General features: G+C 71.8%; 23 protein-coding genes and 1 tRNA gene. 13 read left to right on the top strand and 11 right to left on the bottom strand.

Features of this window, described 5'->3' with window-relative positions:
• Positions 1–55 precede the first annotated feature (55 nt).
• Positions 56–760 (top strand): response regulator transcription factor, encoded by a 705-nt coding sequence (locus tag ACFYZ8_RS13870; RefSeq protein ID WP_359029936.1) that lies wholly within the window; start codon positions 56–58, stop codon positions 758–760.
• A 1-nt stretch (position 761) separates the two neighbouring features.
• On the opposite strand, the gene ACFYZ8_RS13865 is transcribed toward ACFYZ8_RS13870, so the two are convergent.
• Entirely contained in the window at positions 762–1,217 is a 456-nt protein-coding gene (locus ACFYZ8_RS13865; RefSeq protein ID WP_359029935.1) for a potassium channel family protein, read from the bottom strand.
• A gap of 160 nt (positions 1,218–1,377) precedes the next feature.
• Between ACFYZ8_RS13865 and ACFYZ8_RS13860 the strand changes: the two genes are divergently transcribed.
• Genes ACFYZ8_RS13860 through ACFYZ8_RS13845 form a run of 4 tightly spaced genes read left to right on the top strand, consistent with a single transcriptional unit; the run spans position 1,378 to position 5,359 of the window.
• Positions 1,378–2,190, top strand: coding sequence for an SAM-dependent methyltransferase (locus tag ACFYZ8_RS13860; RefSeq protein ID WP_388532422.1), 813 nt, complete (start codon positions 1,378–1,380; stop codon positions 2,188–2,190).
• Positions 2,191–2,229: 39 nt separating this feature from the next.
• On the top strand, positions 2,230–3,633 hold the full coding sequence (locus ACFYZ8_RS13855) for a glutamine synthetase (protein ID WP_388532420.1): 1,404 nt from the start codon (positions 2,230–2,232) through the stop codon (positions 3,631–3,633).
• A 2-nt stretch (positions 3,634–3,635) separates the two neighbouring features.
• Positions 3,636–4,820 (top strand): amidohydrolase family protein, encoded by a 1,185-nt coding sequence (locus tag ACFYZ8_RS13850; RefSeq protein ID WP_388532418.1) that lies wholly within the window; start codon positions 3,636–3,638, stop codon positions 4,818–4,820.
• Positions 4,821–4,822: 2 nt separating this feature from the next.
• Complete coding sequence (locus tag ACFYZ8_RS13845) at positions 4,823–5,359, top strand: NUDIX hydrolase family protein (protein WP_359029931.1); 537 nt, start codon at positions 4,823–4,825, stop codon at positions 5,357–5,359.
• A gap of 8 nt (positions 5,360–5,367) precedes the next feature.
• Here the strand turns inward: ACFYZ8_RS13845 and ACFYZ8_RS13840 are convergent, their stop codons facing one another.
• The 3 genes from ACFYZ8_RS13840 to ACFYZ8_RS13830 form a co-directional block, all read right to left on the bottom strand.
• On the bottom strand, positions 5,368–5,691 hold the full coding sequence (locus tag ACFYZ8_RS13840; protein WP_359029930.1) for a DUF2218 domain-containing protein: 324 nt from the start codon (positions 5,689–5,691) through the stop codon (positions 5,368–5,370).
• 108 nt (positions 5,692–5,799) lie between these two features.
• Positions 5,800–6,729 carry a carbohydrate kinase family protein gene (locus tag ACFYZ8_RS13835; RefSeq protein ID WP_388532415.1) on the bottom strand — a complete coding sequence of 310 codons (930 nt, stop codon included), beginning with the start codon at positions 6,727–6,729 and terminating at the stop codon, positions 5,800–5,802.
• Entirely contained in the window at positions 6,726–7,403 is a 678-nt protein-coding gene (locus ACFYZ8_RS13830) for a class II aldolase/adducin family protein (RefSeq protein WP_388532413.1), read from the bottom strand. The genes ACFYZ8_RS13835 and ACFYZ8_RS13830 overlap by 4 nt, the downstream gene beginning before the upstream one ends.
• A 93-nt stretch (positions 7,404–7,496) precedes the next feature.
• Between ACFYZ8_RS13830 and ACFYZ8_RS13825 the strand changes: the two genes are divergently transcribed.
• The 3 genes from ACFYZ8_RS13825 (at position 7,497) to ACFYZ8_RS13815 (ending at position 9,558) form a co-directional block, all read left to right on the top strand.
• Positions 7,497–8,156: a TetR/AcrR family transcriptional regulator gene (locus ACFYZ8_RS13825; protein WP_359029927.1), complete on the top strand. Its 660-nt coding sequence runs from the start codon at positions 7,497–7,499 to the stop codon at positions 8,154–8,156.
• Between the two features lie 24 nt (positions 8,157–8,180).
• Entirely contained in the window at positions 8,181–8,468 is a 288-nt protein-coding gene (locus tag ACFYZ8_RS13820; RefSeq protein ID WP_388532411.1) for a DUF1905 domain-containing protein, read from the top strand.
• A gap of 94 nt (positions 8,469–8,562) precedes the next feature.
• Positions 8,563–9,558: a glycoside hydrolase family 43 protein gene (locus ACFYZ8_RS13815; protein ID WP_388533724.1), complete on the top strand. Its 996-nt coding sequence runs from the start codon at positions 8,563–8,565 to the stop codon at positions 9,556–9,558.
• A 333-nt stretch (positions 9,559–9,891) separates the two neighbouring features.
• On the opposite strand, the gene ACFYZ8_RS13810 is transcribed toward ACFYZ8_RS13815, so the two are convergent.
• Positions 9,892–10,551: a GntR family transcriptional regulator gene (locus ACFYZ8_RS13810; RefSeq protein ID WP_388532409.1), complete on the bottom strand. Its 660-nt coding sequence runs from the start codon at positions 10,549–10,551 to the stop codon at positions 9,892–9,894.
• A gap of 95 nt (positions 10,552–10,646) precedes the next feature.
• On the opposite strand from ACFYZ8_RS13810, the gene glyA reads away from it, so the two are divergent.
• From glyA to ACFYZ8_RS13785, 5 genes are read left to right on the top strand one after another with little or no spacing between them, the layout of a single operon-like run.
• Entirely contained in the window at positions 10,647–11,963 is a 1,317-nt protein-coding gene (glyA, locus tag ACFYZ8_RS13805; protein WP_388532407.1) for a serine hydroxymethyltransferase, read from the top strand.
• A complete protein-coding gene (locus tag ACFYZ8_RS13800; RefSeq protein ID WP_359029923.1) occupies positions 11,960–13,180 on the top strand; it encodes a sarcosine oxidase subunit beta family protein in 1,221 nt (406 codons plus the stop codon). The genes glyA and ACFYZ8_RS13800 overlap by 4 nt, the downstream gene beginning before the upstream one ends.
• 32 nt (positions 13,181–13,212) lie before the next feature.
• Positions 13,213–13,509, top strand: coding sequence for a sarcosine oxidase subunit delta (locus ACFYZ8_RS13795; RefSeq protein ID WP_359029922.1), 297 nt, complete (start codon positions 13,213–13,215; stop codon positions 13,507–13,509).
• Positions 13,506–16,331, top strand: a complete 2,826-nt coding sequence (locus ACFYZ8_RS13790; RefSeq protein ID WP_388532405.1) for a sarcosine oxidase subunit alpha family protein — start codon at positions 13,506–13,508, stop codon at positions 16,329–16,331. Before ACFYZ8_RS13795 ends, ACFYZ8_RS13790 begins: the two co-directional genes overlap by 4 nt.
• Positions 16,324–16,944: a sarcosine oxidase subunit gamma gene (locus ACFYZ8_RS13785; protein ID WP_388532403.1), complete on the top strand. Its 621-nt coding sequence runs from the start codon at positions 16,324–16,326 to the stop codon at positions 16,942–16,944. The genes ACFYZ8_RS13790 and ACFYZ8_RS13785 overlap by 8 nt, the downstream gene beginning before the upstream one ends.
• Before the next feature lie 112 nt (positions 16,945–17,056).
• Here ACFYZ8_RS13785 and ACFYZ8_RS13780 read toward each other — a convergent pair.
• The 6 genes from ACFYZ8_RS13780 to ACFYZ8_RS13755 form a co-directional block, all read right to left on the bottom strand.
• A tRNA-Pro gene (locus tag ACFYZ8_RS13780) sits at positions 17,057–17,130 on the bottom strand.
• Between the two features lie 145 nt (positions 17,131–17,275).
• Positions 17,276–17,632, bottom strand: coding sequence for an MmcQ/YjbR family DNA-binding protein (locus ACFYZ8_RS13775; protein WP_359029919.1), 357 nt, complete (start codon positions 17,630–17,632; stop codon positions 17,276–17,278).
• 30 nt (positions 17,633–17,662) lie between these two features.
• Positions 17,663–18,196, bottom strand: a complete 534-nt coding sequence (locus tag ACFYZ8_RS13770; protein ID WP_388532401.1) for a GNAT family N-acetyltransferase — start codon at positions 18,194–18,196, stop codon at positions 17,663–17,665.
• Positions 18,193–18,771 carry a helix-turn-helix domain-containing protein gene (locus tag ACFYZ8_RS13765; protein WP_388532399.1) on the bottom strand — a complete coding sequence of 193 codons (579 nt, stop codon included), beginning with the start codon at positions 18,769–18,771 and terminating at the stop codon, positions 18,193–18,195. The genes ACFYZ8_RS13770 and ACFYZ8_RS13765 overlap by 4 nt, the downstream gene beginning before the upstream one ends.
• Before the next feature lie 72 nt (positions 18,772–18,843).
• The gene (locus tag ACFYZ8_RS13760; protein WP_359029916.1) at positions 18,844–19,746 is read right to left on the bottom strand and encodes a LysR family transcriptional regulator; all 903 of its coding nucleotides are present in this window, start codon (positions 19,744–19,746) and stop codon (positions 18,844–18,846) included.
• Between the two features lie 41 nt (positions 19,747–19,787).
• Positions 19,788–20,981, bottom strand: coding sequence for a glycine C-acetyltransferase (locus ACFYZ8_RS13755; RefSeq protein WP_388532397.1), 1,194 nt, complete (start codon positions 20,979–20,981; stop codon positions 19,788–19,790).
• Positions 20,982–20,991 lie beyond the last annotated feature (10 nt).

Genomic DNA, 20,991 nt, shown 5'->3' with positions numbered 1-20,991 from the left:
CCGTCCGCCCCCGCACACCGTCCGCCCCCGAACTCCCCTGAGGCATGATCGACCCATGACGAGCCCCTCCCCGCCGGCTGTGCCCATCCGGGTGCTGATCGCCGACGACCAGGACATGGTCCGTACCGGTTTCCGCTTCTTCCTGGACGCGCAGCCCGACATGACCGTGGTCGCCGAGGCCGCCGACGGGGAGACGGCGGTGCGGCTGGCCCGGGAGGTGCGGCCCGATGTGTGCCTGCTGGACATCCGGATGCCGAAGCTGGACGGCCTGGAGGCCACCCGGCTGCTGGCGGGGCCCGATGTCGCGGACCCCCTGCGGGTGGTCGTGGTCACCACGTTCGACCTCGACGAGTACGTCTACGGCGCTCTCCGCGGAGGTGCCTGCGGGTTTCTGCTGAAGGACTCCGGGCCCACCCTCCTCGCGGAGGCGGTCCGTGCGGCCGCGGCCGGTGACTCGCTGGTCTCCCCGTCGGTGACCGTGCGGCTGCTCCGGCACGTCACGGAAGACCCGCCGCCCGCGCCGGCCGTCGCGGCCCGCCCCGCGCCGCCGGCCACCGAGCCCCTCACCGACCGCGAACTCGACGTGGTCCGCCTGGTCGCCCTCGGCCGTACGAACGCGGAGATCGCCGCGGAGCTGTACGTCTCGCTCTCCACGGTCAAGACCCACCTCTCCAGCGTCCAGCTGAAGCTCGCCGCACGGAACCGGGTGGAGATCGCGGCGTGGGCGTGGCAGCGCGGACTCGTGCGGCCGGACAGCTGAGTCAGCTCTTCTTCTTGGCCCCTCCCAGCAGTTCCTCCAGCCGGTCGAAGCGCTCGTGCAGGGCGTGCAGGGTCTCCGCGCCGACCTGGTGGAGTCCGTGCCGCCGCTTCTGCTCCCGCGCCACGAACCATGTCGCGAGGGCCGCGGTGACCATGCCGTACGTCGTGATCCCGACGACCATGACGACCGTGCCGACGGCCCGGCCCCACCAGGTCACCGGGAAGAAGTCGCCGTAGCCGACAGTGGTCGCCGTCTCCACCGACCACCACAGGGCCTTCGGGTAGGAGGTCAGATTGGCGCCCCGTGCCCCGTCCTCGGCGCCGAGGACGGCCCAGGACCCGATGAGCATGACGACGAGCAGTACGGCCGTCGCACCGCCCGCCGCCTTCAGATGGAGCGAGCGCCCTTCCCGGCCCAGCAGCAACGCGACCGCCCTGGTGAGGAATCCGGGCAGCATGTGCACTCCTCGCGCCAAGGGGTCCGTACCCGGCAAGTTTCGCCGCCCCGGGAGTCGGAAGCATCTCGGACGGGGCGTTCAGGTCGCCGTTTCCGGGACAAGCTGATCATCGGGCGGCACAATGGCGGCAACGGCCACAGGCGCGAGAAGGAGCACAGTCGTGAGTGAGAGCCACACCCCGTCGGGCGCATCGGCGAGGCTGAACACAGGTGTGGCGCACAACGCGCGCGTGTGGAACTACTGGATCGGCGGCAAGGACAACTACGAGGTCGACCAGGCGGTCGGCGATCATGTCGCCGGGATGTTCCCGATCATCCGGGAGATCGCCCGCGCGGACCGCTGGTTCCTGGGCCGCTCGGTGCGCTTCCTCGCCGAGGAGCAGGGCATCCGGCAGTTCCTCGACATCGGCACCGGACTGCCGACGGTGGACAACACCCACGAGATCGCCCAGCGCATCACACCCGACGCGCGGATCGTCTATGTGGACAACGACCCGATCGTCCTCGTCCACGCCCGCACCCTGCTGACCAGCACCCACGAGGGCGTCACCGACTACATCGACGCCGACGTCCACGACCCGGCCGCCATCCTCGAACGCGCCTCACGGACCCTGGACTTCAGCAAGCCGGTCGCGGTGATGATGCTCGGCATCCTCAACTTCGTCCTCGACACCGACGAGGCGCGCAGGATCGCACGCGAGGTCATGGCCGCCATGCCGGCCGGCAGCCATCTCGCCCTGACGCACCCCACGTTCGACGCCGAGCTCGGCGGCGAGGGCCAGATCCCCGCCATGAAGTTCTGGAACGAGAACGCCACTCCGCCGATCACGGCCCGCAGCGGTGAGGACATCGCCATGTTCTTCGAGGGGCTCGACCTCCTCGAACCGGGCCTGGTCTCCTGCTCGCAGTGGCGTGCCGAGTCCGACTCCCCGGCCGTGGTACCGCAGTTCGGCGCGGTGGCCGTGAAACGCTGACGCGGGACCCGTTCCGGCCGAGCCCGTCGTGGAGGACGTATGACCACCCTTGCCGACCCCGTCCCCGGCGGCCGTCCCGGGGACGTGGACCGGGCGATCGCGATGGGCGAGGAGCTGTCCGCCAAGGGCGTGCACGGCGTGGTCCTGGCCTATGTCGACACGGCGGGCGTCTGCCGGGTGAAGACGGTCCCGACGGCCAAGCTGGCCTCCGCCGCGGCCTGGGGCGTGGGCATGTCGCCGGTGTTCGACACGTTCCTGGCGAACGACTCGATCGTCACCACCGACGGCCTGGGCTCCCCCGACGGCGATCTGCGCCTCTATCCCGATCTCGACCGGCTCGTGGCCCTGGCCGGGCAGCCCGGCTGGGCGTGGGCGCCGGTCGACCGGATCACCCAGGAGGGCGAGCGGCATCCGGGCTGCTCCCGCACCGTCCTCAGGCGGATCGTCACCGACGCCGCCCAGCGGCACGGGATCACCTTCCAGGCGGGCGTCGAGATCGAGTGGGCGGTGGGACGGGGCCCGGCGGCGGACGGTGACTTCGTGCCCGCGGTGTCGGGACCGGCGTACGGCGCCACCCGGCAGGTGGAGCTCAGCGACTACGCGGCCGATCTGCTGGCGGCCTGCGCCGCGCAGGGCATCGAGGTCGAGCAGCTCCATCCCGAGTACGCGGCCGGGCAGTTCGAGATCTCGACGGCTGCCCTGGACCCGGTGGCGGCGGCCGATGTCAGCGTCCTGGTACGGCAGACGATCCGGGCGGTGGCCCAGCGGCACGGGCTGGTCGTCTCCTTCGCCCCGGCGGTCTTCGCGGAGGGCGTCGGCAACGGCGGCCATCTCCACCTCTCCGCCTGGCGCGAGGGCGTGAACCTGCACTCGGGCGGCAAGGGCCGGTACGGCATGACCCGCGAGGCCGAGTCGTTCGTCGCCGGTGTCCTCGCCCATCTGCACGCGCTCGCGGCCCTGACCGCGCCGAGCCCGGCGAGCTATCTGCGCCTCAAGCCCTCCCAGTGGGCCGGGGTGTTCACCACCTGGGGCCGCGAGACCCGGGAGGCGGCCGTCCGGATCGTCACCGGCACGGCGGGCCTGACCGACCGGGCCGCGAACCTGGAGCTGAAGCCGGTCGACCTGGCCGCGAACCCGTATCTCGCCCTCACCGGTCTGATCGCCGCCGGGCTCGACGGGCTGACCTCGGCCATGCCGCTGCCCGCGGAGGTCACCGGCGACCCGGCCCTGCTCGCCCCCGAGAGAGCCGCAGCGATGGGCGTACGCCGGCTGCCGACCTCCCTCTCCCAGGCGGTCAGGGCGTTCCGCGCCGACGAACAGCTGCGGGCGGCGCTGGGCCCGGTCCTCGCCGACGCCGTGGTCGCCGTGCGGTTCGCGGAGAGCGACTGTGTCGCCGAGCTGGACGACGAGCAGATCGCGGCGGCGTACCGGTGGAAGTACTGAGCATGAGCGGACGCGTCCACGAGGCCCTCGCCGCCACCCGGCTGGTGGACCACCACTGCCACGGGGTCGTCACCGACGGACTCGACCGGACGGGCTTCGAGTCGCTGCTCACCGAGGGCGCGGTCTGGCCCGGGATCTCCCCATTCGACACCCCCGTCGGTGTCGCGGTCCGCCGCCACTGCGCACCCCTGCTGGACCTCCCCCGCCACGCGCCGCCCGACGCCTACCTGGCCCGCCGTGCCGAACTCGGCCCTCTGGAGGTCAGCCGCCGCTTCCTGACCGCCGCGGGCACGGACGTGTTCTGCGTCGACACGGGGTACACACCGGACCGCATCACCTCGCCCGGGGAGCTGGCCCGGATCGCGGGCGGGACGGCCTACGAGGTCGTACGGCTGGAGAGCGTCGCCGAGGAGGTGGCCGCGCGGGGCGTGGCGCCGCGCGCGTACGCCGACGTGTTCCGGGCGGCCGCCCTGGAGGCCGTGGGGCGGCCGGGTGTGGTGGCCGTGAAGTCGGTCGCCGCCTATCGCACCGGCTTCGACCTGGACCCGGTGCGCCCCTCGGACGCGGAGGTCACCCGTGCCGCCGCCGACTGGCTGGCCCGCGGCGGCCGGCTGGCCGATCCGGTGCTCGTACGGCATCTGCTGTGGACCGCCGTGGATCTGGGGCTGCCGCTCCAGCTGCACACCGGGTTCGGCGACAGCGACATCCGGATGCACCGTGTGGACCCGACCCACCTCACGGACTGGCTGCACCTGACCGCGGGCACCGTCCCGGTCCTGCTGCTGCACTGCTGGCCGTACCAGCGGCAGGCCGCCTATCTGGCCGCGGTGTTCGAGCAGGTGTACCTGGACGTGGGCCTCACCCTGCACCACGTCGGCCCCGCGCGGTCCCGGGCCATCCTGGCGGAGGCGCTGGAGATCACGCCCTTCCGCAAGCTGCTGTACAGCTCCGACGCGTACGGGGTGGCCGAGTTCCATCTGCTCGGCGCGCTGTCCTTCCGGCAGGGCCTCGCCGGACTGCTCCAGGAGCGGGTGGACGCCGACGAGCTGAGCCTGGCGGACGCGTTGCGCATCGCGGCCTGGACGAGCGGGGACAACGCCCGCCGCCTCTACGGACTTCCCGCCCCGTCCCCGTCCCACCAGGCGGGCGCGACTGAGCGCCCGCCGTCCCCGGAAAGTATGATCTAGCAATGTCTGACTTGACGGATACCACGCCCGGCTGGCTGAGCGCCGACGATCTCGAGCAGGCGCGCGCCCGGATGCCCATCCTGTACGTCGAGGCCGTGCCCGTGCGCGTCGACGACAACGGCGAAGTCACCAGCGTCGGCCTGCTGCTGCGCATCGGACCCGACGGAACGGTCAGCCGGACTCTGGTCTCCGGCCGCGTTCTGCACCACGAGCGGGTCCGGGACGCGCTGTTGCGGCACCTGGAGAAGGACCTGGGCCCCGTGGCGCTGCCCAGGATCCCGTCCTCGCTCCAGCCGTTCACGGTGGCGGAGTACTTCCCCACCCAGGGCGTCACGCCGTTCCACGACCCGCGTCAGCACGCGGTGTCCCTCGCCTACGTCGTCCCGGTGGCCGGCGACTGCCGGCCGCGGCAGGACGCCCTGGACCTGGTGTGGTTCAGTCCGCAGGAGGCCCTGTCACCGGCGGTGTCGAGCGAGATGCCCGGTGGTCACGGAGTTCTGCTCAAGCAGGCGCTGGCCCACGTGGGCTGCGCGATCTGAGGCCCCGGTCAGTCGGTCTCCTTGCGCTGCGTGGTACCGGGCGCGCCGCCGTCCCGCGTCCACTCGACGACGAGTTTGCTGCCGAAGCGGACCAGGTGGCTGCCGACGGCGGTCTCCAAGAGATCGAGGTGCTCGGACTCCGTCTCCAGGGTCAGCAGCAGCGCGCCCTCGGCCGCGGTGAGGGAGCCCTTGCCTCCGTTCGGGAAGAGCAGGGTGCCCTCACCGCTGTCCTCGTCCCAGCTGGTCTGAAGCCGACGGCCGAGGTGTGCGGCGAGCTGCTTGGCGTAGCGGTGCGGGCGGTCGGTGGCGACGCGGGCTTCGGAGCGGGGCACGGGTACTCCCAGGAGTGCGGTGGCACGGTACGGACCCGATGCTGCCGCAACGCCGGGCGCCCCGCACCCATTCCGCACCCCTCGCACACCGCAACGTATGCGTGCGCCCTACGCGCGGGCCTTGTTCGTCATGGAGAACTCGTCGGCCTCCGCCAGGTCGAAGTCGCCGTGGTCGCTGCCCAGGCCCTGCGCCACCAGTGCCGCCGCGGCGCTGCCCAGGATCGCCGCCTCGCGCGGCGTCCGGCCCAGGCTCATCCCGCGCAGGAAGCCCGCCGAGAAGGCGTCGCCGCAGCCGGTGGTGTCGACGACCTCGACCTCGAAGGCGGGGACCGTCTCCGTGCCTTCGGCGGTGACCAGGAGGGCGCCGTCGCCGCCGCGGGTGACCGCGACCAGGCCCACCCCGCCGGCCAGGAGCTTCTTCGCGCCGGTGACGACGTCCTGTTCCTCGCTGAAGCCGAGGACCTGGTCCTCGTTGGGGAGCAGGAAGTCGACGTACGGGAGCAGCGGTTCGATCTGGTCGAAGGTGCCGAGCGCGCCCGGGGCGAGGAGGTCCACCGACGTCACCACGCCCTGCTCCTTGGCGTGCGCCAGGATGCGGGCGGCGACGTCGGCGCCGATCAGCTCGGGGCCGCCGAGGTGCAGGTGACTCGCCTCGGCGAGCGCGTCCCAGGGGACGTCGTCGAGGCCGTAGGTGATGTTGGCGCCGAGCAGGTGGAGGGTGGGGCGGTCGCCGTTGGGGCGGATGGGCAGGACCGTCGCGGAGGTGGAGGTGTCGATGCGGCGGACGAGCAGGGAGGTGTCGATCCCCGCCTTGTCGAGGAGCTGGGTGAGCAGGTCGCCCGTCGGGTCCGTGCCGATCGCTCCCGCGGTGCGCACCGAGGCACCCAGTTTGGCGAGGGTGAGGGCGGTGCCCGCGGCCGTGCCGGCGGCGGTCATGCGGATGTCCTCGACCAGGGTCGCGCCCTGACCCTCGGGTATCTCCTCGACCGGCCGGACCAGGACGTCCAGCACGTGCACGCCCAGCGTGACGACGTTCATCGATTCCCCTCCTGTGCGGATTGCGTGGTGCCGTAGTTGCGGGCGAGGGCGGCCTCGATCACCGCGATCTGCTGCTGTTCGTCGAGGAAGCGCGGGGTGCCGAGGGCGGCCGCGCGCTGGTACACACCGCAGGCCCACTCCAGGAGCAGCGCGTGCTCGACCGCCTTGTCGAGAGTCGGGGCGTGGGTGACGGCCCCGTGGTTGGCCATCAGGGCGGCGCCCCGGCCCTCCAGTGCGGTGAGGACCGACTCGGCGAGTTCCGGGGTGCCGAAGGTGGCGTAGGGAGCGACCCGGACGGTGCCGCCGAGGGCCAGCAACTGGTAGTGGACGCAGGGCAGTTCGTCGAGCACGAGGGAGAGGGCGGTGGCCATCGGGGCGTGGGTGTGCACGACGGCGGTGGTGCCGTAGCGGCGGTAGACGCCCAGGTGGAGATCGAGCTCCGAGGTCGGCAGCAGGCTTCCGGCCACGATCTCGCCGTCGAGGTCCACGACGGTCACCTGCTCCGGGGTGAGCTCGGCCAGGGTCGCGCCGGTCGCGGTGATCGCCACGCGGTCCTCGACGCGTAGGCTGACGTTGCCCGCCGTACCGATGAGCAGTCCCTCGGCTCCCAGACGGCGGCAGGCGTCCGCCACGGCGGCCCGCTCCTCGCTCAGCACCGGGCTTGAGTCGGTCATGCGCGCGACGCTAACCTAAACCTGAAACAAAGTCACGTTCACGTTCGGAGGTCGTCCCGTGAGGTTGTCACGTGGGTGAGCGGAGGTCGTGCCGTGGCTGAGCCGGACCCGGGCAGCGACCCGGCCGGATGGATGGCCTCCCTGCGCCGCACTCCCCAACAGGCCCGCAGCCGGGCCCGGTTGGCGAGGGTGCTGGAAGCCGCGGAGCGCATCCTGGTCGAGGAGGGCGTCGAGTCGCTCACCACGACCCGGATCGCCTCCGAGGCGCGGGTGTCGGTCGGCTCGCTCTACCAGTACCTGCCCGACCGCGGGGCGATCATCGAGGCGCTCGCGGCCGGTTACTTCGCGAAGCTGGAAGCGGCGATGGACGCACTCGTGGAGGCCGCGGCCACCGAGCAGTGGGAGGACCCGGTCGGGGTCCTCATCGACGCGTACGCCGAGATCTACCGCAGCGAACACGGCTTCCGCGCCCTGTGGTTCGGCAGCGGACTGACCGAGCGGACCCGGGCCGCGGACCGTGAGCACAAGCACCGGATGGCCGACGGGATCCGCCGCATCCTGCTCGCCCTGCGTCTCGCCGAGGACGACGAGACCCTGGCCCGGGTCTGCCACGCCGCGATCCTCGCCGCCGACGCCCTCGCCCAGGAGGCCTTCCGCCAGGACACGAAGGGGGACACCGCGCTGCTGGAGGAGGCGAAGATCCTGCTGCGCGGCTATCTGACAGACATCGCGGCGCGATACAACGGACCCTGACATCCTCGGCGCAATGGCGGTCTCATGCGGCTCACCTTCACCGGCCGGGTGATCGAATGGCGCGGCCCGGCCCCCTACTACTTCGTGCCCGTGCCGGACCAGGAGTCCGCCGACATCGGCGAGGTGGCCCGGATGGCCACGTACGGCTGGGGCGTGATCCCCGTCGAGGCCCGGATCGGCGAGGTCACCTTCACGACCTCGCTGTTCCCGAAGGACGGCGGCTGTCTGCTGCCGCTCAAGAACGCGGTGCGCAAGCCGGAAGGGCTCGGCGCGGGCGACGACGTGCGGGTGGAGATGACGGTCCGCTTCTAGTGGAGCGCGGCCCCTCACGGCCCTGGACGTCCGTCCGCTCACGTCCACGTATCGTTCAGCCGTGACCGAGACCGAGCCCCTGCGGCTGCCCGACATGCCGTTGCACGATCCGTTCGTCGTCGCGGACCGGGGGACGCGGACGTACTTCCTCTACACGTCCAACGAGCCGTCCGTCTCCGGTGTGGAGGGGGTCGGGACCATGGTGTACCGCAGCCGGGACCTGCGGGACTGGACGCGGCCCGTCGTGGTGTTCCGGACGGACGACCAGGACGGGATCTGGGCGCGGGCGGGCGGGTGGGCGCCGGAGGTGCACGCGTGGGGCGGCAGGTACTACCTGTTCACCACCGTGCACGACGAGAGCCGGCCCCTGCCGGTGCCGCCGGCCGGGCGCTGGGGTACGCCGTTCCAGGTGCCCAACCACGCACGCGGCACGATCACCGCCGTGTCCGACTCGCTGCTCGGGCCCTTCACCGCCGTCGACCCGTCCGGGCCCACTCCGCCCGCAGGTCTGATGACTCTCGACGGCACGCTGTACGTCGATCCGGCCGGGCAGCCCTGGATGGTGTACGCGCACGAGTGGCTCCAGACCGTCGACGGGACGATGGAGGCCGTCCGGCTCGCTCCCGATCTGACCGGGACGGTCGGAGAGCCCGTCTTCCTGTTCAAGGGCTCGGACGCGTTCTGGCTGAGTGAGCAGATCCCCGCGGGCGTACCGCACCAGCTCGCGCCGTACGTCACCGACGGCCCGCAGCTCCACCGCACCCCCGACGGCGCCCTCCTCATGCTGTGGTCGACGTACGAGAAGAACACCGCCGGTGCGGACGGCACCGTCAGCGGCGGCTATGTGCAGACCTACGCCGTCTCCAAGTCCGGTGAGCTGACCGGCCCTTGGGAGCAGCGTCGGCCGCTGGTCCGGGACGACAGCGGGCACGGCATGCTGTTCCGGGCCTTCGACGGCCGGCTGATGATGATCCTCCACCATCCCTTCGAGAACGCGCGCGGAAAGCTGTACGAGATGCGGATCGAGGGTGACGAACTGCGGGTGCTGCGGCAGTGCACCGACCTCGACGGCGACGGGACCGGTGCCTGAGGTCCGGTTCTGCGCGGCGCCGATCACCCGGCCCCGTTCGGCAGTTGTCGACAGCCCGGCCACCGGTTCCGTCAGCGCCGCGCGGCCCGGCGAGTTCCCCCGGCGCCACGACCGTGCCGTCCGGTCCGTCCACCGGTTCCACGGCCGTGTCCACGCGTACGGCGGCGATCCGCTCGGCTCGTCCTCGTGGGTCGAGTCGCCGAACCCGGTGTTCCAGCGGTCCGACGCCAACGGTGTGTACGGCCCCGGCCACCACGGCTTCTTCAAGTCGCCCCGCACCGCCAGGGCCCAGAGATTCACCTGGAACCCCGACGGCACCCCGCCCCACCGGCCTCAGATCGCCTCGCGGATCGCCTGTTCGAAACCCTCCACGTGGCTGCGCGCGAGCCGCGCCGCCTTCTCGGGGTCACCGGCCACGATCGCCTCGATCAGCGGTCCGTGCTCCTCGACATGGCCGGCCATGTCGGACAGCCGGTCCACGAACAGGCACCAGATGCGGGTGGCCAGGTTGTCGTGGCGGACGAGGGTGTCCTCCAGGTACGGGTTGTGGGTGGCCGTGTAGATGGCACGGTGGACCTGGAGGTCCAGGTGCATGAGCTCGGTGGAGTTCCGGCCGGGACCCCCGGCGGTGTCGAGTTCCCGGCGCAGCGCCGTCAGGTTCGCCCGGTCGGTGGCCGTGGCACGCCGGGCGGCCTGTGCCGCGGCCAGGGGTTCCAGTTCCTGGCGGACCTCGGAGATGTGGGCGAGGTCGGTGATGTTGACCTCGGTGGCGAAGGTGCCGCGCCGAGGGTAGGTCGTGATCAGGCGCTCGTACTGGAGCCGCTTGAGCGCCTCGCGCACGGGCGTGCGTCCGACGCCGAGCAACTGCCCCAGCTGCTCCTCGTTGATCGGCGCGCCCGGGCGGATCTCCAGCATGACGAGCCGGTCCCGGATGGCGCGGTACGCGCGCTCGGCGAGCGACAGCTCCTCGATCTCGGTCGCGGTCTGCTGCATGGATGCCCCCTTGACCTGTGCGGCGAGCTCCCATACCTTACCGCACAGGCTGATATATCAGTTGCTCATTAGCTGGCTCTCAGGATGGTGCACCGATGGCAACGAGCACGTCGCCCACCTCGCCGCTCACCACACCCACCTCGCCGCTCTCTCTCCCGCTCAGCGAAATCGACCCGGACGTCGCCGAGGCGGTGGCCGCCGAGCTGCGTCGCCAGCAGTCCACGCTAGAGATGATCGCCTCGGAGAACTTCGCCCCGGCCGCGGTGATGGAGGCCCAGGGCTCGGTCCTGACCAACAAGTACGCCGAGGGCTACCCGGGACGCCGCTACTACGGCGGCTGCGAACACGTCGACGTGGTCGAGCAGTTGGCCATCGCCCGGGTGAAGGAGCTCTTCGGCGCCGAGGCCGCGAACGTCCAGCCGCACTCGGGCGCCCAGGCCAACGCGGCCGCGATGTTCGCCCTGTTGAAGCCCGGCGACACGATCCTCGGCCTCGACCTGGCGCACGGCGGGCACCTGACCCACGGCATGCGCCTGAACTACTCGGGCAAGCTGTACGACGTCGTGCCGTACCACGTGCGCGAGTCCGATCTGCGGATCGACATGGACGAGGTCGAGCGGCTCGCCCTCGCCCACCGGCCGAAGATGATCGTCGCCGGCTGGTCGGCCTATCCACGGCAGCTGGACTTCGCCCGGTTCCGCCGGATCGCCGACGCGGTGGGCGCGTATCTGCTGGTGGACATGGCGCACTTCGCGGGCCTGGTGGCCGCGGGCCTGCACCCCAGCCCGGTGCCGTACGCAGACGTCGTCACGACCACCACCCACAAGACCCTCGGCGGCCCGCGCGGCGGTGTCATCCTCAGCCGCGCCGACCTGGCCAAGAAGATCAACTCCGCGGTCTTCCCCGGCCAGCAGGGCGGCCCGCTGGAGCATGTGATCGCGGCGAAGGCGGTGGCCTTCAAGGTGGCTTCCTCGGACGAGTTCAAGGAGCGCCAGCGGCGCACGCTGCGGGGTGCGAAGATCCTCGCCGGACGGCTGCTGTCCGACGACGTGGCCGAGGCCGGGATCACCGTGCTGACCGGCGGCACCGAAGTCCACCTGATCCTGGTCGACCTGAGGAAGTCCGAGCTCGACGGAAAGCAGGCCGAGGACCGGCTGCACCGCATCGGGATCACCGTCAACCGCAACGCCGTGCCGTTCGACCCACGCCCGCCGATGGTGTCGTCGGGCCTGCGGATCGGCACCCCGGCCCTGGCCACCCGCGGCTTCGGCGAGACGGAGTTCCGCGAGGTCGCCGACATCATCGCCGAGAGCCTGAAGGGCGAACGCCCCGAGGACGAACTGCGTGCCCGGGTCGAGAAGCTCGCCGCTGCCTTCCCCCTCTACCCCCACCTCGACGGAGGCGCGGCATGACCGCCGAACCGCTGCCGGAACACCCGGACTTCCTCTGGCGCAACCCCGACCCGAAGCGGTCGTACGACGTCGTCATCGTCGGCGCGGGCGGCCACGGCCTCGCCACCGCCTACTACCTCGCCAAGAACCACGGCATCACCGACGTGGCCGTCCTGGAGAAAGGCTGGCTCGCGGGCGGCAACATGGCCCGCAACACCACGATCATCCGCTCCAACTACCTGTGGGACGAGAGCGCGGCGATCTACGAGCACGCCCTGAAGCTGTGGGAGGGCCTGCCGGAGGAGCTGGACTACGACTTCCTGTTCAGCCAGCGCGGGGTCCTCAACCTCGCGCACACCCTCCAGGACGTCCGCGAGGGCGTGCGCCGCGTGAACGCCAACCGGCTCAACGGGGTGGACGCCGAGTGGCTGGAGCCGGACGAGGTCGCCAAGGTCTGCCCCATCCTCAACGTCTCGTCCCGCACCCGGTATCCCGTGCTCGGCGCCACCTTCCAGCCCCGGGCCGGCATCGCCAAGCACGACCACGTCGCCTGGGCGCTGGCCCGCCGCGCCGACGAGCTGGGCGTGGACCTGATCCAGGGCTGCGAGGTCACCGGCTTCCTCAAGGACGGCGACCGGATCGTGGGCGTCGACACCAACCGGGGCCGCATCCACGCCGGCCGGGTCGGTCTCGCGGCCGCCGGACACAGCAGCGTGCTGGCCGAGCGCGCGGGCGTACGGCTGCCGGTGCAGTCCCACCCGCTCCAGGCCCTGGTCTCCGAGCTGCACGAACCGGTGCATCCGACGGTCGTCATGTCGAACCACGTGCACGTGTACGTGTCCCAGGCCCACAAGGGCGAGTTGGTGATGGGCGCGGGCGTCGACTCGTACAACGGCTACGGCCAGCGCGGCTCGTTCCATGTGATCGAGCAGCAGATGGCCGCCGCCGTCGAGCTGTTCCCGGTCTTCGCGCGGGCGCATGTGCTGCGCACCTGGGGAGGCATCGTCGACGTCACTCCGGATGCCTCGCCGATCATCGGCAGCACCCCGGTACCGGGTCTGTACGTCAACTGCGGCTGGGGCACCGGCGGTTTCAAGGCCACTCCGGCGGCCGGCTGGACCTTCGCGCACACCATCGCCACGGGCGAACCGCATCCGCTGAACGCCCCCTTCGCCCTCGACCGTTTCACGACCGGGGCGTTGATCGACGAGCACGGCGCCGCGGCAGTGGCCCACTGAGGCATCGAGGCTGAGGCATTGAGGAGAACCCCATGCTGCTGATCACCTGCCCCTGGTGCGGTCCGCGCAACGAGACCGAGTACCGCTACGGCGGACAGGCCCATGTCCCCCACCCCGAGTCCCCCGCCGACCTGACCGACGAGCAGTGGGCCGAGTACGTCTTCTACCGCGACAACCCCAAGGGCCCCTTCGCGGAACGGTGGATGCACAGCATCGGCTGCCGCCGCTGGTTCAACGTCCTGCGCGACACCGCCACCCACGAGGTGCTGACCTCGTACCGGCCCGACGAGCCACGCCCCGAGACACCCCAGCCCGGAGGGACCCGATGACCGACCAGCACTTCCGGCTGCCGCGAGGCGGCCGTGTCGACCGGGGCACCCTGCTGCGCTTCACCGTCGACGGACGGGAGTTGAGCGGCCACCCCGGCGACACCCTCGCCTCGGCGATGCTGGCGAACGGGCTGGTCGAGGTCGCCCCCTCGCTGTACCGCGACCGCCCGCGCGGCATCGTCGCCGCTGGCGTCGAGGAGCCCAACGCCCTGGTGCAGCTGGGCGGTCCGTGCTCGGAGGGAATGCTGCCTGCCACGACCGTCGAGCTGTACGACGGTCTGTCCGCCACCACGCTCTCCGGGATGGGCCGGCTCGACCCCACCCCGGACCCCGCCGTCTACGACAAGAAGTACGTCCACACCGACGTCCTGGTCGTCGGCGCCGGACCCGCGGGCCTCACGGCGGCCGCCACGGCCGCCGCCTCCGGCGCCCGCGTGATCCTCGTCGACGAACAGCCCGAGCCCGCCGACTGGGAGCGGTCCGACGAGCTGCGCGCGGCCCTCGACGCCGCCCCCGAGGCCGTCGTACTGCATCGGACCACGGCCTTCGGGTCGTACGACGACAACTACGTGCTGGCGTTGCAGCGGCGCACCGACCATCTCGGCGCGGACGCCCCCGAAGGCGTCTCGCGGCAGCGGCTGTGGCACATCCGGGCCCGGCAGGTCGTGCTGGCGACCGGCGCGCACGAGCGTCCGCTGGTCTTCGCGGGCAACGACCGGCCCGGCGTGATGCTCGCGGGGGCCGTGCGCACCTACCTCAACCGGTATGCCGTGGCGCCCGGTTCACGAGCGGTGGTGAGCACGACCAACGACAGCGCGTACGACACGGTCGCCGAACTGTGTGCCGCCGGCATCCCCGTCGCCGTCGTCGTGGACGCCCGCCCCGAACTCTCCGACCGGGCCGCCGAGGTGACCGCGGCGACGGGCGTGCGGGTGCTGACGGGCAGCACGGTGGTCGACACCTCCGGCGACCGGCGGCTGACCGGCGTCACCGTGCGGGCCCTCGATGCCGAGGGTCAACTCACCGGTGAACCCGAGTCGTTCGACTGCGACCTGCTCGCCGTCTCGGGCGGCTGGAGCCCCGTGGTGCATCTGCACAGCCAGCGTCAGGGCACGCTGCGCTGGGACTCCGGGCTCGTCGCGTTCGTACCGGACGGGGCCGTACGGGACCAGCAGGTCGTCGGGGCGGCCCGGGGAACGTACGACCTCGACGGCTGTGTGGCCGAGGGGGCACGGGCCGGAGCGCTGGCGGCGACCGCGGCGGGGTTCCCGGTGACCGTACCGGACGAGAGCGCGGGACACCCACCCGCGCCGACCCGTGCCCTGTGGCTGGTGCCCGCCCCCGAGGGCGAACCCGGCGCCTGGGACGGTCACTTCGTCGACCTCCAGCGCGATGTCACGGTCGCCGACGTCTGGCGCTCCACCGGCGCCGGCATGCGCGGGGTCGAGCACGTCAAGCGGTACACCTCGCTCGGCACGGCGAACGACCAGGGCAAGACGTCCGGCGTCAACGCGATCGGCGTGATCGCCGAGGCCCTCGGCGGTTCGCTGGGCGAGATCGGCACCACGGCCTACCGCGCGCCGTACACGCCGATCGCCTTCGCCGCCCTGGCGGGACGCGAGCGCGGCGAGCTGTTCGACCCGGAGCGGACCACGTCGATCCACGCCTGGCATGTGGCGCACGGCGCGGAGTTCGAGGACGTCGGGCAGTGGAAGCGCCCCCGGTACTACCCCCAGGCCGGTGAGGACATGGACGCGGCCGTGGCGCGCGAGTGCCGGGCGGCCCGGGAGGGCGTGGCCTTCATGGACGCGTCCACCCTCGGCAAGATCGAGATCTGGGGCGCGGACGCGGGCGAGTTCCTCAACCGGATCTACACGAACGCCTTCAAGAAGCTGAAGCCCGGCACGGGCCGCTACGGCGTGATGTGCAAGCCCGACGGCATGATCTTCGACGACGGTGTGACCCTGCGCCTCGACGACCACCGCTACTTCATGACCACTACGACGGGCGGTGCCGCGAACGTCCTGGACTGGCTGGAGGAGTGGCTTCAGACCGAGTGGCCCGAACTCGACGTCCACTGCACCTCGGTGACCGAGCAGTGGGCGACGATCGCCGTCGTCGGTCCGCAGTCGCGCGCGGTCCTCGCCCATCTTGCCCCGGACGTCGACCTGTCGAACGAGGCCTTCCCGTTCATGGCCTTCCGCGAGACGACCCTGGCCTCCGGCATCCCGGCCCGCATCTGCCGGATCTCCTTCTCCGGCGAACTCGCCTACGAGATCAACGTCTCGGCCTGGTACGGCCTTTCGGTCTGGGAGGAGGTGGACGCGGTCGGACGGCCGTACGGCATCACCCCGTACGGCACCGAGACGATGCACGTCCTGCGGGCCGAGAAGGGCTACATCATCGTCGGCCAGGACACCGACGGCACGATCACCCCGCAGGACGCGGGCATGAGCTGGGTGGTCTCCAAGCAGAAGGAGTTCATCGGCAAGCGGTCCTTCGCCCGTGCCGACACCTCCCGCGGCGACCGCAAGCAACTGGTCGGCCTGCTCCCGGCGGACCGTACGACCCGGCTCCCCGAGGGCACCCAACTCGTCGCGCCGGACGTCGACCTGGGGACGGTGCCGGTGCCGATGCTCGGCCATGTCACCTCCAGTTACCACAGCCCGGCCCTCGGCCGCCCCTTCGCCCTCGCCCTCGTCGCCGACGGACAGGCGCGGAAGGGCCAGACCCTGCTCGCCCCGGTGGGCGAGGCACTGGTGCCGGTCGAGGTGACCGACTTCGTCCTCTACGACCCCGAAGGGACCCGGCGAGATGGCTGAACCGATCATGGCGGGGCCGGTGGCTCTGCGCACCAGCCCCCTGTCGCACCTGGAGGAGCGGATGCGCGCCGCCGCCGTCACCGGCGCCCGGGGCGTCACGCTCGCCGAGCTGCCGTTCCTCACGATGGTGAACGTACGGGTCGCGCCCGCGTCCGAGGCGGCCCACCGGATCGGGCGGGTTCTGGGAGCGCCGCTCCCCGGCCGGTGCGGTGACACCGCGGCCCACGGCCCCCACACGACCGTGTGGCTCGGCCCCGACGAGTGGCTCGTCCTGTCCCGGGCCGACGCGAGCGCGGTGACCACGCAGCTGCTGGAGGCACTCGCCGGCGACCCCGGTTCGGTGGTGGACGTCTCGGCGAACCGCACCACGCTGGAGCTGACCGGCCCGGCCGCCCGCGAGGTGCTGGAGAAGGGCTGCCCCCTGGACCTCCACCCGCGCGCCTTCGGCCCCGGCCACGCGGTGTCGACCACGGTCGGCCCGATCGCGGTACTGCTCTGGCAGACCGACGACACTCCGACGTACCGCCTGCTGCCGCGATCCTCCTTCGCCGACTACCTGGCCCGCTGGCTCATGGACGCGATGAGCGAGTACGGAGGTCCGCGGGTCGCCTGACAAGCGGGCCTGCGGGGCGTCCGACGAGCGGGGCCGCCGGGTGGGAGCACCCGCAGCAGCGCACACGAAAAGGGCCCCCGCAGGCTCTCGCCTGCGAAGACCCTTCGCACCGTCGGGACGACAGGATTTGAACCTGCGACCCCTTGACCCCCAGTCAAGTGCGCTACCAAGCTGCGCCACGTCCCGGTGCCGTCTGACCTGGGGTTTCCCCTGGCCGAACGCGCACAGAAACCATACCGCACTCGGGTCGGTGGTCGCGCACTCCTTTCTCCGCTTGACCTCAAGTTTGGTTGAGGTTGCCCAACGCCGCGGGAGCGCATCGGCGCCTTCCTCACCCCCTGGGCAGCCCCAGCTCCGGGTACGCGTCGAGCAGCCGGGGCGGGGCCGCCTGCCGCCAGGAGTCGGCAAGGATGTCCCGCAGTTCGCCCTCGTCCTCGATCGCCGCGAGACGGGCGCGCACCCACGCGAACTGCGCCTCATGCCCGGCGATCCAGAACTTCCCCGGCTCGGCCAGCACCAGCTCGTCGCGCTCCTCCTTGGGGCAGCGCACGGCGATGGACGTCTCGTCCTCGGGCAGCGTGGCGAACATCTTGTCCGCGACCCGGAACGTGGGCATGCTCCAGGCGATCTTCTCCGTCGTGTCCGGCAGGGACAGGGCGATACGGCGTACGTCTTCGGCGTCCGGCATGACAGGCACCGTAGCGGCTGCCACTGACAATCACCTGGTCGGAGCGGTTTCTCCGAGCCGCTTGTAGTACAGGGTCGTCGGCCGCAGGACCCCGGCGGGATCGGCCGCGTAGTCGGGGATGACCCCGGCACGGATCCAGCCGGCCGAGCCGTAGAGGCGCTCGGCGGGGCTGTCGGTCTCGGTGTCCAGGTGGAGCAGGGTGATGCCGGCCGAGCGGGCGGTCTCCTCCGCGGTGTCGAGGAGCCGGCGCCCGAGACCCTGACCGCGCGCGTCCCGGTGCACCATCAGCTTGACCAGCTCGGCACGGTGGCGGGAGTTGGGCTTGTCGGGGAAGGCCAGGCTGACGGTGCCGACCACGCGGTGACCGTCGTACGCCGCCCACACCGCGAGGTGTCCCGCGGCCACGGCGCGCCCTCGCTCCCGCCACCAGGCGACGGCCGCCGTGCGGTCCATGGGAGCGAGGAAGCCGATGGAGGCGCCGCCGTCCACGGTGTCGACCAGCAGATCGGCCAACTTGTCGACGCGTTCGGGCAGTTGGGTCCGGTCGAGGCGGGTGATGATCACGGGAGGACCACCGCCAGCACATACCGCGCCATGTCGGGGCCCCCGCACCGGAACCGCGTCGGTCCCCACACCCGCAGCCGCAGGCAGTCCCCGGTGCCGAGGCGGTGTTCGACGTCCTGCGCGGTGACGTCGAGTGTGCCCTCCAGCACCCAGATGTGCTGCTCCAGGCCGGGCACGGGCGGCCGGTCGTACGCGATGTCGGCACCGGCGGCGAGCCGTCCCTCGACGAGTTCACCGCGCAGCCCGGGGTGCGGCGGCGACACGGACCGCCGTACGAACCCGGAGACCCGGTCCTCCCACACCTGCTGGTCGGCGCCCCGGACCAGCGGCGCGGGCTCGGCCTCGACCTCGCTGAGCAGCTGGGACATGGTCCGTCCGTACACCCCGCACAGCCGGTTCAGCAGCGAGGCGGTGGGGCTGATCTCGGCCCGCTCGGCACGGGAGAGGGTGGACTTGCTCACCCCGCTGCGGTCGGCCAACTCACCCAGGGACCAGCCGCGTTCGGCCCGCAGCTCGGCGAGCCGAACGCCGAGGCGGGTGTCGACGGGGTCGGGTCCGGAGTCATCCTGTCTCACATTCGGGACACTATCCCAGATACGAGAACCCCTCTACCCCTTGCCCGTCTACCTTCTTGCCCCTTTACCTCCCTACCCCTCGGAGACGGCCGCGAGCGCGTCGAGGACGGGACGGATCAGGGGGTGCTCCTCGGCTCCCCGCCGTACGGCCGCGAAGACCCGGCGGGTCGGGGCCACCCCGTCGACCGGGCGTACGACCACCCCGGCGAGGTCCATCCCGATCAGTGCCGAGCGCGGCACCAGCGCCACCCCCGCGTCCGCCGAGGCCAGGGCGACCACCGCGCGGAAGTCGTCCGAGGAGTGCTCGAGGCGTGGCTGGAACCCGGCGTGCTCGCAGGCGAGGACCACGACGTCATGGCAGGGGTTGCCCGGGTAGGGGCCGATCCACGGGTCCTTGGCGAGCTCCGCCAGCGGCACCTCCCCCGCGTCGGCCAGCCGGTGACTCACCGGCACGACCGCGTCGAAGGGCTCGGCGTACAGGGGCACATGCGTCAGACGGGGGTCGTCGGCGGGCGGGGCCCCGCGGTACTCCACCGCGACCGCCACGTCGACCTGCCGGTCCAGGACCATCGGCAGGCTGGCGTCGCCCTCGGCGTCCAGGACCCGGATGCGGATGCCGGGGGCGGTGGAGGCGAGGCGGGCCACCGCGGGCGCCACGACCAGGGCGATACCGGTCGCGAAGGAGGCGACGGTGACCGTGCCGGCGGCGCCCGAGCTGTAGGCGGCCAGCTCGGCCTCGGCCCGCTCCAGCTGGGCGAGGACCGCGTTGGTGTGGCTGAGCAGGATCTCGCCCGCCGGGGTCAGCCGTACGCCCTTGGCACCGCGCTCCACCAGGCGGTGTCCGGTCTCCTGCTCCAGGGCCGTGAGCTGCTGGGAGACCGCCGAGGGCGTGAGATACAGCGCGGCGGCAGCCGCCGTGACCGTGCGGTGGTCGGCCACCGCACGGAGGATGTGGAGCCGCCGCGCTTCGATCATGAGATCGATTATCGCAAGATGTCCGTCGCCGTGAGCCCGGGCTACGCCGTCAGCTCGGCCCTGGCCGCGACGAAGGCGTCGACCGCGCGGTTCACGTCCTCCGTGGAGTGCGCGGCCGACAGCTGCACACGGATGCGCGCCTGCCCCTGCGGTACCACGGGGTACGAGAAGCCGATCACGTACACGCCCCGCTCCAGGAGCAGCTCCGCGAGGCGGGCCGCCTTGGCCGCGTCGCCGATCATCACCGGGGCGATGGCGTGGTCGCCGGGCAGGACGTCGAAGCCCTCCTCCGTCATCCGGCGCCGGAACAGCGCGGTGTTCTCGCGCAGCCGCACCCTCAGGTCGTCCGCCGACTCCAGCAGGTCGAGGACCTTGAGGGAGGCCGCGGCGATCACCGGGGCGAGCGTGTTCGAGAAGAGGTACGGCCGTGAGCGCTGGCGCAGCAGCGCCACGATCTCGGCGCGGGCGGCGACGTAGCCGCCGGAGGCGCCGCCGAGCGCCTTGCCGAGGGTGCCCGTGATGATGTCGACGCGGTCCATGACGCCGTGCAGCTCGGGGGTGCCGCGGCCGCCGGGGCCGACGAAGCCGACCGCGTGGGAGTCGTCGACCATGACCATGGCGTCGTAACGGTCGGCGAGGTCGCAGATCTCCTTCAACGGCGCCACGTAGCCGTCCATCGAGAAGACGCCGTCGGTGACGACCAGCCTGCGGCGGGCGCCCGCGGCCTCCTTCAACTGCCGTTCCAGATCGGCGAGATCACGGTTGGCGTAGCGGAAGCGGCGGGCCTTCGACAGCCGGATGCCGTCGATGATCGACGCATGGTTCAGGGCGTCGGAGATCACCGCGTCCTCGGGGCCGAGGAGGGTCTCGAAGACACCGCCGTTGGCGTCGAAGCAGGAGGAGTACAGGATCGTGTCCTCCTGGCCGAGGAACGTGGAAAGGCGCGCCTCCAGCTCCTTGTGGACCTCCTGGGTGCCGCAGATGAAGCGGACCGAGGCCATGCCGTAGCCCCAGCGGTCCAGGGCCTCGTGGGCGGCGGCGATCACCTCGGGGTGGTCGGCAAGGCCGAGGTAGTTGTTGGCGCAGAAGTTGAGGACCTCGCCGGGGCGGCCGCCCGCGGACACGTTCACGGTCGCCGACTGCGGGGTGTCGATCACCCGCTCGGGCTTGTGCAGTCCGGCGGCGCGGATCTCGTCGAGGGTGGCGCGCAGGTCGTCGCGCACGGAGTCGAACATCGTCAGTCCC

This window comes from Streptomyces sp. NPDC001668 (assembly GCF_042893155.1).
Taxonomy (GTDB): Bacteria; Actinomycetota; Actinomycetes; order Streptomycetales; family Streptomycetaceae; genus Streptomyces.
Note: the sequence above shows the minus strand (reverse complement) of the source record. Positions and strands in the feature narration are given on the sequence as shown.

Coding starts and splice junctions, on each gene's coding strand:
- ACFYZ8_RS13810 (WP_388532409.1), bottom strand. CDS start 10,551: ATGCAGCAGACCGCGACCGAGATCGAGGAGCTGTCGCTCGCCGAGCGC.
- ACFYZ8_RS13835 (WP_388532415.1), bottom strand. CDS start 6,729: ATGAACGTCGTCACGCTGGGCGTGCACGTGCTGGACGTCCTGGTCCGG.
- ACFYZ8_RS13865 (WP_359029935.1), bottom strand. CDS start 1,217: ATGCTGCCCGGATTCCTCACCAGGGCGGTCGCGTTGCTGCTGGGCCGG.
- ACFYZ8_RS13790 (WP_388532405.1), top strand. CDS start 13,506: ATGACCGACCAGCACTTCCGGCTGCCGCGAGGCGGCCGTGTCGACCGG.
- ACFYZ8_RS13815 (WP_388533724.1), top strand. CDS start 8,563: ATGCCGTTGCACGATCCGTTCGTCGTCGCGGACCGGGGGACGCGGACG.
- ACFYZ8_RS13855 (WP_388532420.1), top strand. CDS start 2,230: ATGACCACCCTTGCCGACCCCGTCCCCGGCGGCCGTCCCGGGGACGTG.
- ACFYZ8_RS13830 (WP_388532413.1), bottom strand. CDS start 7,403: ATGACCGACTCAAGCCCGGTGCTGAGCGAGGAGCGGGCCGCCGTGGCG.
- glyA (WP_388532407.1), top strand. CDS start 10,647: ATGGCAACGAGCACGTCGCCCACCTCGCCGCTCACCACACCCACCTCG.
- ACFYZ8_RS13850 (WP_388532418.1), top strand. CDS start 3,636: ATGAGCGGACGCGTCCACGAGGCCCTCGCCGCCACCCGGCTGGTGGAC.
- ACFYZ8_RS13795 (WP_359029922.1), top strand. CDS start 13,213: ATGCTGCTGATCACCTGCCCCTGGTGCGGTCCGCGCAACGAGACCGAG.
- ACFYZ8_RS13755 (WP_388532397.1), bottom strand. CDS start 20,981: ATGTTCGACTCCGTGCGCGACGACCTGCGCGCCACCCTCGACGAGATC.
- ACFYZ8_RS13870 (WP_359029936.1), top strand. CDS start 56: ATGACGAGCCCCTCCCCGCCGGCTGTGCCCATCCGGGTGCTGATCGCC.
- ACFYZ8_RS13845 (WP_359029931.1), top strand. CDS start 4,823: ATGTCTGACTTGACGGATACCACGCCCGGCTGGCTGAGCGCCGACGAT.
- ACFYZ8_RS13775 (WP_359029919.1), bottom strand. CDS start 17,632: ATGCCGGACGCCGAAGACGTACGCCGTATCGCCCTGTCCCTGCCGGAC.
- ACFYZ8_RS13785 (WP_388532403.1), top strand. CDS start 16,324: ATGGCTGAACCGATCATGGCGGGGCCGGTGGCTCTGCGCACCAGCCCC.
- ACFYZ8_RS13820 (WP_388532411.1), top strand. CDS start 8,181: ATGCGGCTCACCTTCACCGGCCGGGTGATCGAATGGCGCGGCCCGGCC.
- ACFYZ8_RS13760 (WP_359029916.1), bottom strand. CDS start 19,746: ATGATCGAAGCGCGGCGGCTCCACATCCTCCGTGCGGTGGCCGACCAC.
- ACFYZ8_RS13800 (WP_359029923.1), top strand. CDS start 11,960: ATGACCGCCGAACCGCTGCCGGAACACCCGGACTTCCTCTGGCGCAAC.